This window comes from Maribacter algicola (genome assembly GCF_003933245.1).
GTDB classification, from domain to species: domain Bacteria; phylum Bacteroidota; class Bacteroidia; order Flavobacteriales; family Flavobacteriaceae; genus Maribacter; species Maribacter algicola.
Genome location: NZ_QUSX01000001.1, coordinates 496819 through 508453, shown reverse-complemented (window position 1 = coordinate 508453; position 11635 = coordinate 496819). Strand labels below are relative to the sequence as shown.

The 11635-nt window shown below is 39.8% G+C and carries 10 protein-coding genes; 2 read left to right on the top strand and 8 right to left on the bottom strand.

Annotated features, from left to right (window positions below; translation table 11 throughout):
* Positions 1-37: 37 nt before the first annotated feature.
* The 4 genes from asnS to pyrH all read right to left on the bottom strand — a co-directional run bounded on the left by asnS (position 38) and on the right by pyrH (position 5374).
* A complete protein-coding gene (gene asnS / locus DZC72_RS02180) occupies positions 38-1471 on the bottom strand; it encodes an asparagine--tRNA ligase (protein WP_125221268.1) in 1434 nt (477 codons plus the stop codon).
* Positions 1472-1554: 83 nt separating this feature from the next.
* Positions 1555-3942: an efflux RND transporter permease subunit gene (locus DZC72_RS02175; RefSeq protein WP_125221267.1), complete on the bottom strand. Its 2388-nt coding sequence runs from the start codon at positions 3940-3942 to the stop codon at positions 1555-1557.
* A 130-nt stretch (positions 3943-4072) separates the two neighbouring features.
* Positions 4073-4627 (bottom strand): ribosome recycling factor, encoded by a 555-nt coding sequence (gene frr / locus DZC72_RS02170; RefSeq protein ID WP_125221266.1) that lies wholly within the window; start codon positions 4625-4627, stop codon positions 4073-4075.
* A gap of 39 nt (positions 4628-4666) precedes the next feature.
* Positions 4667-5374, bottom strand: a complete 708-nt coding sequence (gene pyrH, locus DZC72_RS02165; RefSeq protein ID WP_099545980.1) for a UMP kinase — start codon at positions 5372-5374, stop codon at positions 4667-4669.
* A 172-nt stretch (positions 5375-5546) separates the two neighbouring features.
* Here pyrH and DZC72_RS02160 point away from each other — a divergent pair, with 172 nt between their 5' ends.
* Entirely contained in the window at positions 5547-7418 is a 1872-nt protein-coding gene (locus DZC72_RS02160) for a M61 family metallopeptidase (protein WP_125221265.1), read from the top strand.
* Between the two features lie 72 nt (positions 7419-7490).
* On the opposite strand, the gene tsf is transcribed toward DZC72_RS02160, so the two are convergent.
* The 4 genes from tsf to rplM form a co-directional block, all read right to left on the bottom strand.
* Positions 7491-8315 (bottom strand): translation elongation factor Ts, encoded by an 825-nt coding sequence (gene tsf / locus DZC72_RS02155; RefSeq protein ID WP_125221264.1) that lies wholly within the window; start codon positions 8313-8315, stop codon positions 7491-7493.
* Positions 8316-8373: 58 nt separating this feature from the next.
* Positions 8374-9510 (bottom strand): 30S ribosomal protein S2, encoded by a 1137-nt coding sequence (gene rpsB / locus DZC72_RS02150; RefSeq protein ID WP_125221263.1) that lies wholly within the window; start codon positions 9508-9510, stop codon positions 8374-8376.
* Positions 9511-9751: 241 nt separating this feature from the next.
* On the bottom strand, positions 9752-10138 hold the full coding sequence (gene rpsI, locus DZC72_RS02145) for a 30S ribosomal protein S9 (protein WP_125221262.1): 387 nt from the start codon (positions 10136-10138) through the stop codon (positions 9752-9754).
* Positions 10139-10594: a 50S ribosomal protein L13 gene (rplM, locus tag DZC72_RS02140; RefSeq protein WP_125221261.1), complete on the bottom strand. Its 456-nt coding sequence runs from the start codon at positions 10592-10594 to the stop codon at positions 10139-10141.
* A 525-nt stretch (positions 10595-11119) separates the two neighbouring features.
* Here rplM and DZC72_RS02135 point away from each other — a divergent pair.
* Positions 11120-11614 carry a lipocalin family protein gene (locus DZC72_RS02135; RefSeq protein WP_125221260.1) on the top strand — a complete coding sequence of 165 codons (495 nt, stop codon included), beginning with the start codon at positions 11120-11122 and terminating at the stop codon, positions 11612-11614.
* Positions 11615-11635 lie beyond the last annotated feature (21 nt).

Sequence of the window (11635 nt, the reverse complement as noted above, 5' to 3'; positions counted from 1 at the left end):
TATTTTATTCGCTACGTATAAAAATAACCAAATACCCTTAAAATTCAGCATTTTGTGGCGTTCTCGGGAAAGGTATGACATCCCTTATATTCCCCATGCCCGTGGCAAAAAGGACGAGACGTTCAAACCCTAACCCAAAACCACTATGTACGGCGGTACCGAATTTTCGCAAATCCAGATACCACCATAACTCCTCTTCCGGTATATCCAATGCGGCCATTTTCTCTTTTAGTACCTCCAAGCGCTCCTCCCTTTGCGAGCCTCCAACGATCTCACCAATGCCCGGAAAGAGGATGTCCATGGCCCTAACGGTCTTCCCGTCCTCGTTCAAACGCATATAAAAGGCCTTTATTTTTGCTGGATAATCAAAAAGGATTACGGGGCATTTAAAATGCTGTTCTACCAGATAGCGCTCGTGCTCACTTTGAAGATCCGCACCCCATTCATCTATATGATATTGGAATTTTTTCTTTTTGTTAGGCTTGCTATTTCTTAATATTTCGATGGCTTCCGTGTAAGTAACGCGTTTAAAGTTATTGTCCGTAATGAACTTCAGCTTTTCAATTAGGGCCATTTCACTTCTTTCCGCCTGAGGTTTTGTCTTCTCCTCATCCAAGAGCCGATTTTCTAAAAATTGTAGGTCCTCTTCACAATGTTCAAGTACATAGCTAAGGACATATTTGATAAAGTCTTCGGCCAAATCCATATTGGCGTCGAGATCATAGAAGGCCATTTCAGGCTCTATCATCCAAAATTCGGCCAAATGCCTTGAGGTATTTGAATTTTCCGCCCTAAACGTAGGGCCAAAGGTATAGACTTTGCCAAGGGCCATGGCATATGCCTCTGCCTCTAATTGACCGGATACCGTTAGGTTGGTTTCCTTTCCAAAGAAATCCTCCTTAAAATTCACAGTTCCGTCCTCTTTTAATGGGGGATTCTTTTCATCCAATGTGGTGACACGGAACATTTCGCCAGCACCCTCCGCATCAGACCCCGTTATGATAGGTGCATGGAAATAATAGAAACCGTTTTCCCTGAAATATTGATGAATGGCAAAGGCAAGTGCAGACCTTACACGCATTACTGCGGAAAAGGTATTGGTACGTACCCTTAGGTGCGCCTTTTCCCTTAAAAATTCCAAGGAGTGCTTTTTTGGCTGTATGGGATATACCTCTGGATCTGCACCTCCGTGTACAAAAATATCCCTTACCTGTATTTCGACCTTTTGACCCTTTCCTTGACTTTCTACCAAGGTTCCTGTAATTTTTAGGGCGGCACCTGTGTTCACTTGCCTTAAAATGGCATCATCCAACTTTTCAAAATCCACCACACATTGAATATTATTGAGCGTGGAACCATCATTTAGGGCGATAAACCTATTACTTCTAAAAGTTCGTACCCATCCGTTTACGGTAATTTCCTGTAGTAATTCTTTCCCTGTTAAGAGTTCCTTGATGCTTACTGATCGCATTTTAAATCGATTGAAAATTAAAAGCCAAAGATAGGTTTTTGGCCCAAAAGAATAAATGAATACAACTTGGTTTTAAACGATGTTTAATCGATTTCCCCGTCATGCGGCAATATGTCTATTTGTGGTTCCTTTAGCGTTTTCTTATTGGCTATACTTTTTTCTAAGGATAGCAATAAGGAGGGTAATAGAATCAAGTTGGCCAACATAGCAAATAACAACGTGGCGGAAACGAGTGCACCAAGGGCCACAGTTCCACCAAAATTGGAAATGATAAATACGGAAAAGCCAAAGAAAAGTACTATGGATGTGTAAAACATACTTACGCCGGTTTCCCGTAAGGCGGCGTACACAGATTTTTTAATTTGCCATTTTTTGGACTCTAGCTCTTGTCTATACTTTGCCAGAAAGTGAATTGTATCGTCTACGGATATGCCAAAAGCAATACTAAATACCAGAATGGTAGAAGGCTTAATGGGTACTCCAATAAATCCCATAACACCCGCCGTAATTATCAAAGGAAGCACATTGGGTATTAAGGAAATCACGATCATTCTAAAGGATCTGAATAAATAGGCCATGAACAGGGCTATAAGGCCAATGGCCAAAGCAAGCGACATTACCAAGTTTTTTACAAGGTATTTAGTGCCTTTTAAAAATAGCAGGGCACTCCCTGTCATGTAAACCGTATAGCGCTCTTCTGGAAAGATTTTGTGAATGTTTTCCAAAAGACGCTCCTCGATTTTTTCCATGCGGCTTGTTTTGACATCTCGCATATAGGTGGTCATTCTGGCCACCTGACCAGTACTATCCACAAAGCTTTTCAGTAAATTGCCTTCGGTGGATGATTTTCTGGCTACATCCATAATAAAGGTGTTCTCTTGGCTTGTGGGCAACTGGTAGTATCTTGGAATACCGTTGTAGAAGGCCTGTTTCGAATACTTTACCAAATTCACTACAGATAAGGAAGGGGATAGTTCCGGAATTTCAGCCACCACATCTCCCAATTGATCCATTCTCTTTAGGGTGGCCGGTTTCATGACCCCTTTGGGATTTTTCGTGTCCACTATGATTTCAACGGGCATAATGCCATTGAACTCGTTTTCAAAAAATCGGATATCCTGAAAAAATTCGGCCTTCTTTGGCATATCTTCAATGGGGCTTCCGGAGATATCTATTTGGTAGATCCCTATAATACTGAGGACCAATAAACAAATTGAAACGATGTAAACCGATATCCTTTTATTACGCACGATATTCTCCATCCAACTTACAAAAGCATCGATCCATTTCTTGTTCAAATGCTTTAGGTGTCTGGTTTTAGGAAGGGAAAGAAAACTGTAAACTATGGGAATGATCATTAGTGATAGAATGAAAATCCCTATAATGTTTATGGAAGCTACAATACCAAACTCCTTGAGCAATTTACTATCTGTTACTATAAAGGTGGCAAAACCGGATGCGGTTGTAATATTTGTCATCAAGGTGGCATTTCCAATTTTTGAAATCACCCTTTGGAGGGACAAAGCTTGATTGCCGTGTTTTTTTACTTCTTGCTGATATTTATTGATGAGAAAAATACAGTTAGGTATGCCAATAACGATAATCAAGGGCGGAATTAGTGCGGTTAGCACCGTTATTTCATATTGTAAAAGACCAAGGACCCCAAAGGCCCACATAACTCCTATGATTACTACGCACATTGAAATAAATGTTGCCCTGAAACTTCTAAAGAAAAAGAAAAAAATTAGGGAAGTAACACCCAATGCCGCAAGAATGAATTTTCCAATTTCGTCGATGATATTTTGGGAATTCATAGTTCGTACGTAGGGCATACCGGAAATATGGACCTCCAAATTGGTTTCTTCCTCAAACCGGGAAATTAAATGGCTAAGGTCCTTTAGGATGAAATCCTTTCGTACGCTAGTATTTACGATATCCTTATCCAAATACATTACCGTTCTTATTGTGCCGGATTCTTTATTGTAAATTAGATTTTCATAAAAAGGAAGTTCGTTAAAGAGGTGTTGAGTAATGCTATTCACTTCCGCTTTTGATTCAGGACTCGATTTTATGAGTGGGCGCATTACAAATTTCTGTTCCACCGTATCTTTTACAAGTTCTTGTAGGTTGTCAGTAGAAAGTACAAATTCTACCTCAGGGAAGGCACCAAGTTGTTTGCTCAGTTTGTTCCAACGATTAAAATTTTCTGGAGTGAACAAAGCGGAGTCCCTTATGGCAAATACTACGGTATTACCTTCTTCGCCAAATTGTTTTAAAAATTTTTGATACTCCAAATTAACGGGGTGATCATCAGGCAATAGATTGGCTTGTGAATTGGAAAAACGCATGTTGCCCCATTGCATAGCCAAAAAAACCGTGATTCCAGCCACCACACATAAAATAAGAATTCTGTTCCTTAGTATTATTCTGGCCGTTTTGGACCAAAACCCTTTGGTAAGTTTAGCAACCATACTTGTTTTTAGGAGATTGCAAATGTAACCAATGTCACCAATTGAACCTAAAAACTAGTTGAAGAATATATGGGGTAAAGAAAGAGCAGTCCCTTCGGACTGCTCTTTGAATTTAAATGCTGAAGGTATCTTAAACCTTCATGATTTCCGCTTCCTTAACACTAAGGAAATCGTCAATTTTTTTTACATATTTGTCCGTAAGCTGCTGTATATCTGCGGTGGCGTTGCTCTCCAGATCTTCAGACACATCCAAATCCTTTATTTCCTTATTGGCGTCCTGTCTGGCACTTCGTACACCTACCTTGGCATGTTCCGCTTCGGCCTTGGCCTGTTTGGTCAATTGCACCCTTCGTTCCTCCGTTAGGGGTGGGACATTGATAATAATCAAGTCACCATTGTTCATAGGGTTGAAACCTAGATTGGCGTTCATTATAGCCTTTTCGATTTCTGAAAGCATTCCTTTTTCCCAAGGTTGTACGGAAATGGTCCTTCCATCTGGGGTATTGATATTGGCAACCTGGGATAATGGCGTTTGAGATCCGTAATACTCGACCAATACGGATGATAGCATAGCAGGGCTGGCCTTGCCTGCCCTAATTTTAACGAACGCCCTTTCCAAATGGGCCAATGCGGCATCCATACTTTCTTTAGCCGAGTCTAAAACAAATTGTATTTCTTCGTTCATATCAAAATTTTGTATTCAAGAACATAAATTATACCAAAATCACATGTTTACGGTTGTTCCAACGGCTTCACCATCCACAATTTTCAAAAGATTTCCTTTTTTGTTCATGTCAAAGACGACTATGGGAAGTTCGTTCTCTTGGCTCAAAGTAAAAGCGGTGGTGTCCATAACTTTCAGCCCTTTCTGGAGTACATCCTGAAAAGAAATGGTGTCAAATTTGGTGGCATTTTTATCCTTTTCAGGGTCTGACGTGTAAATTCCGTCCACCCTGGTTCCTTTTAGGATAACATCTGCCTCAATTTCAATGGCACGTAAAACAGCAGCTGAGTCGGTCGTAAAGTAAGGGTTACCTGTTCCTCCACCAAAAATTACGACACGGCCTTTTTCCAAATGCCGCATTGCCCTTCTTCTTATAAAGGGTTCCGCCACTTCGTTGATTTTTATTGCCGATTGTAAACGGGTCTGCACATTCTTCATTTCCAAGGCACTTTGTAGTGCCAAACCGTTAATGACCGTTGCCAACATTCCCATGTGATCTCCTTGAACCCTGTCCATTCCAGTGGCCGCACCGGCCAAACCCCTAAAGATGTTGCCCCCGCCAATGACGATGGCTACTTCGATACCTTTATCCACGACCTTTTTTATCTCCTCGGCATATTCATCCAATCTTTTTGGGTCTATCCCGTACTGTTTTTCCCCCATTAGGGCCTCGCCGCTAAGTTTTAAAAGTATCCTTTTGTATTGCATCTTTTGATTTATTTCAAAGCAAAAATAATGAAAAAAATCTATGCTGGACATGGTGATATCCTTGACCATAAAACATAATTATTTACTAATTGCTACGGCTATCGTTCGTATTTTTAATATTCTTGCAGGATGTATGTTTTTTTACCAATATTTTTTTGAAAAGATGAATAACATGAAAAGAGTTCTTTTGTATGTACTAGCCATTGCCTTTCTGTATGGTTGTGGTGCAGGTAAAAACTTAATTTCTATCGATAAAGCTCCGGTTCAAGTCTTTATTGATTTGGTGAATGTCACTAACGATCAGGTGAAAGTAATTGTGGATCCAGGTGCCTTCACTGTAGATCGGATATCTTTTAGGATACCCAAGACGGTTCCAGGGACATATAGCAGCGATGATTATGGTCAATATATTGAAGGATTCGTAGCTTATGATTATGCTGGAGACCCTATGGAAGTTTCCAAATTGGATGTAAATACCTGGAACGTTTCCAATGCTACAAAGTTGGATAAGGTATCCTATTTGGTCAATGATACCTTTGATACTGAAAATGAAGTGGAGGATGCCGTTTTTTCTCCTGCGGGCACCAATATAGCTAAGGACTCCAACTTTATGTTGAATCTACATGGTTTTGTGGGATATTTTGAAGGCTATAAGGAAATACCTTATCGGTTGATAATCGAAAAGCCCGATGGGTTGGAAGCGGCTACTTCCCTAAACCAAATTGTCTTGGACACTAATATTGAAGGTGGAGATGTTTTTATGGCCAATAGGTATTTTGAAATTATAGATAATCCAATATTTTATACCAAGCCCGATAAGGAGACTTTTAAAGTGGGCGGAATTGAAGTTACGTTAAGCGTGTTCTCTTCAAATGGGGCGTATCGCGCAAGCGATTTAAGGGAACGCATGGAGCGCATGATGAGTGCCCAAAAAGCTTTTTTAGGAGATATAGATGCTACGGAGAAGTACAATATTTTATTGTATCTATCCACTATGGAAGATACGGATGCTATGGGATTTGGAGCCCTGGAACACCACACATCCACTGTAGTTATTTTGCCGGAGGCAATGCCCAAGGACAGATTGGAACAGGCCATGGTGGATGTGGTTTCACATGAATTCTTTCACATTGTAACTCCCCTTTCCGTACATTCAAATGAGATTCATTATTTCGATTACAATGATCCTAAAATGTCCCAACATTTATGGATGTACGAGGGTACAACCGAGTATTTTGCCAATTTATTTCAAGTGCATGAAGGGTTGATAGATGAGGTAGAGTTTTACGAACGTATGCGAAATAAAATGTCCAATGCCAAAGGGTATGACGATTCCATGTCCTTTACCGCAATGAGTAAAAATATTTTGGAAGATCTCTATGAAAGCAATTATGCCAATGTATATGAAAAGGGAGCCTTGATCAATATGGTTTTGGACATTATAATACGGGAAAAAAGTAATGGCGAGAAGGGAGTTCTTTGGTTGATGAAGGAACTTTCCAGTAAATATGGTGTTGACGCCCCTTTTCAGGACGACCAGCTCATTGATGAAATTGTCGCTCTTACTTATCCAGAAGTAGGTGATTTTTTTAATGAACATGTCATTGGCAATACCCCAATAGATTATAACATTTATCTTGAAAAAATGGGTCTGGCCATAAATAAGGTAGAGGAGCAATCAGGATATTTTTTGCAAGGAGAAATACCTTATATCGATGTTGACCAATCCAATAATGACGCTATTTTCGTTAGAAAGGGAATTGACCTGAATTCTTTTTTCACAAGCTTGGGCGTACAAGGAGGGGACATAATCAAAAGTATCAACGGAACTGCCATTACCTTGGAAACTATTAGGCCCATAATAGGACAGAGTTTTGGATGGACCCCTGATACGATCATAACCATGGAGTTGGAAAGGGAAGGGGAAGTCATTACCGTTGAGGGAGCTGTTGGAACATCTACCATAGTGGTAAGTAAAATTACACCTATGGAAAACGCTTCCAATCAGGTTAAGGAGCTCAGAAACGCTTGGTTAAAGGGTTAAGTGGAATTGCTATAATAAAAAAATGCCGGGCATTTGCCCGGCATTTTTTTATGATTACATCTTGAATAATGTTTATCCTAGGGCAACCCTTTTAAATCCGGTCACTTCTAGATTTGGATCAACAGATTTAACATACTGGGCAACACTCTGCTTGCTATCCTTGATAAAATCTTGGTTGACCAATGTATTGTCCTTAAAGAATCTGTTCAATTTTCCTTTGGCAATATTATCCAACATAGCCTCTGGTTTACCTTCTTGACGAAGTTGGTCCTTGGCAATTTCGATTTCCTTGTCTATAATGGATTGGTCAACACCTTCCTCATTCAATGCAACAGGGTTCATGGCCGCTGCTTGCATTGACACATCCTTGGCAACGACGTCTGCGCCATCTACGGAAGCTGAAAGACCTGTAAGAACGGCGATCTTATTGCCAGCATGGATATAAGATCCAACAAAAGGAGCACTTAATCTTTCAAAACCTCCTATTTCGATTTTCTCACCGATGACACCGGTTTGTTCGGTCAATTTATCCTGAACGGACATACCTTTGAAATCGGCTGCTAAAAAAGCTTCTTTGGTGTCATAGTTTATTGCCAAATCAGCTAATTCATTGGCCAATGTTACGAAGGAATCATTTTTGGCCACAAAGTCGGTTTCACAGTTAAGGGAAATGATTACTCCGCTTGTGTTGTTATCATTTACCTTAGCGATGGCTGCACCTTCTGAGGAATCCCTATCAGCTCTGTTTGCAGCAACCTTTTGTCCTTTTTTACGAAGGATTTCGATAGCCTTTTCAAAATCACCTTCGGCTTCAACCAAGGCTTTTTTGCAGTCCATCATACCAGCTCCTGTAGTTTGTCTTAATTTATTTACTTCTGCGGCTGTAATATTTGCCATTTTCTATGTTTTTTGTTCCCTTTTTGGGAGGATTAATTATCGATTAATATAAAAGGTTTTATTCTTCAACACCGCCTTTAACGCTGTCCTGCCATTCCTTAAGTTCATCCCATTTACCATCTGCTGCCATTTGTGCTTGCTTTGGCCAAGAAGTTGGGTCTAGGTGAGCCATTCTGGAACTGGCTTCAGTCAAGATTTCTTTCATTTCATCTGAATCTACAGACGCAACTTTGGCAAAAGTATCTAATCCGGCATTGGCAAGTGCTTCTGCCGCCTTTGGTCCAACACCCTCTATTTTAGTAAGGTCATCGGCTTCTGCATCGTTGTCCTTTTTAACAGCTTCCTTGGTAGCTTCAACATCAACGGTGACGTTAGGAACTTTATCAACTACCGGTGTCGGTTTTGTATCAACTTTTGCTGGGGTTGGCTCTAAATCTTCTTTAGACTCTTTTTCTTTTTTCTTGGAGCTTTTCTCCTTTTTCTCTTCGGAACCTTCAGATTTTTCCGATTTTCGCTCCGCAAGACCTTCAGCAACCGCTTCGGTCACTTGAGACATAATAATCTCGATAGATTTTGAAGCGTCATCATTGGATGGAATTACAAAATCTACATCCCTGGGGTCCGAGTTGGTATCGACCATGGCGAATATTGGGATATTCAATTTCTGGGCTTCCTTTACCGCTATGTGCTCTCTCATGGTATCAACAATGAACAGGGCGCCAGGTAAACGGGTCATTTCTGAAATAGAACCTAAGTTTTTCTCCAATTTAGCTCGCAAACGATCTACCTGTAATCGCTCTTTTTTGGATAAGGTGTTAAAAGTACCATCTTTCTTCATCCTATCAATGGAGGCCATTTTCTTAACGGCTTTACGGATAGTTACAAAGTTTGTCAACATACCGCCTGGCCATCTTTCCGTAATGTAGGGCATGTTTACATTGGATGCCTTTTCAGCAACAATGTCCTTTGCCTGCTTCTTGGTAGCAACAAAAAGAATTTTCCTGCCAGATGCAGCAATTTTTGCCAAAGCCTCATTGGCCTCGTCCAATTTTGCAACTGTTTTGTAAAGATTGATTACGTGGATACCATTACGCTCCATGTAGATGTAAGGAGCCATGTTCGGATTCCACTTTCTGGTTAGGTGGCCAAAATGCACACCTGCTTCTAATAATTGTTTTACTTCGACTTTCGCCATTTTAAATTTAGTTTACGTTCTTTTGAAATAGCAATGACAAAGTGGTATCCCTAAACTAGGGAAGCCTTTATCATTTAGATGCTAAACTAATCTACCTTTATTTTAAAGTGAATAAAGGATTTTTAAGTGCCCAAAACTGGACTTTCAATGAACTTGTTAATAAATATACCGGATTTTCACCAGCACACAATAATATAAACAAGCATCCGCCAGAGGGCGGATGCTTGGAAAATTCTTTCGATTAACGCTTGGAGAACTGGAATTTCTTACGGGCCTTTTTCTGACCGAATTTCTTACGCTCTACCATTCTTGGATCCCTTGTCAACAAACCTTCTGGTTTTAGGGTCGCCCTGTTTTCACTATCTACCTCGCACATGGCCCTGGATATGGCCAATCTAATGGCTTCAGCTTGTCCTGTGATACCACCTCCATATACATTTACCTTAACATCATAGTTGTCAGTAGTATCAGTAAGGGTGAAAGGTTGTTTCACTTTATACTGCAAAGTTGCAGTCGGGAAATAATCATTTAATTCCTTGTTATTAATAGTAATGGTTCCATTTCCTTGGGAAAGGTAAACTCTGGCTACAGCAGTCTTTCTTCTTCCTATTTTGTGAATTATTTCCATTTATTTAATATCTTTTAAATTAACTGCAGTGGGTTTTTGGGCTTCTTGGCCATGTTCTGAACCGGCGTACACCTTTAAATTTCTAAAAAGGTCTGCACCCAACTTGTTTTTTGGAAGCATTCCCTTAACAGCTTTCTCAATGATGGAGGCAGGATTTTTATCCAATAATTCCTTAGCACTGGTAAAACGCTGTCCTCCTGGATAACCCGTATACCTTTGATACGTTTTGTCTGCCCATTTGTTGCCGCTTAAGCTAATTTTTTCTGCATTGATGACAACAACATTGTCACCGCAATCCACATGTGGTGTAAAACTTGGTTTATGCTTTCCTCTCAATAAATTAGCCACTTTTGAAGACAAACGACCCAATGTTTCTCCCTCGGCATCTACCAACAACCATTCTTTGACAACGGTTGATTTGTTGGCGGATATGGTTTTATAACTTAGTGTATCCACTGCTATTGTTTTTAACTATTATTCTTTCAATCCCGTGAAATGGGCTGCAAATGTACAATTATAAAGTTGAATTGCAAATAGTTGTTTCTGATTATTTTTTAATTTTTTTTCATTTCAATACTTGTGCAAAAATAAGGGAATCCAACTTGGTTGTATAGCGATACAGGTGTAAAGAAATAGGGAAGGCAAAATCATTGCAACTACTACCAGATTTAAATAAAGAAATATTCATTACAATGCTTTGTTCCCTATAAATTTGGTATCGGATGGGAATATATATCAGGCCTTGAAATCTTTCTTCTTGGTCGCAAGACGCATTTCGTTTTTGATAATGTAACGGTAATGTCTAAAAGGAATTCGACTAGTCACATTCTTGGTCTTAAAAGGATAATACTTTTTAGTTAAAGGTAACCTATTGGTTTCATTTTGTAATGCAATCCTAGTTTAAATACGGCATTTACCCAAGATGGGAAATATTATTTTGATTCATACGTTTTATCTACGAACGAATAAATTTGAGTACCTATGAAAAATAGTATTTTATTTCTTCTAGTGGTCTCCATGATTTTTTCATGTAGCTCCGATAAAGGAAATAATCCGGAAATTGACCCTGCCTCAAATATTGTGGGTACCTGGGATGCGACCGAGCTGCGTATTGACGAAGCCACAGCCAGTGACAATGCTATTTTTGCCAGAGAAGCCCTTGCATACTTGACGGACCAAAACTGTACAATTATAACTTTACAGTTTAATGCCGATTTAACGGCCACGGCCACAAATTCAACCGACTACCTAGAGATTGATACAACCTCTGGTTTCAATATTCCTTGTCCAACAACTTTTGAAACGGAGTCCAGTACGTACACGTATGAAAATAACGTAGTAAGTTTTGTAAACGTCAATGAGGAAGTTGTAGAGGTGAATGTGACCATTGAGGGAGATATCATGCTAGTGGATGCGGCTGATTTACAAATACCGGAGTTCAATGAAAGCGGCCAATTGGTATTTCAGCGCAGATGAAAAAATAATTTCAATTGAGAA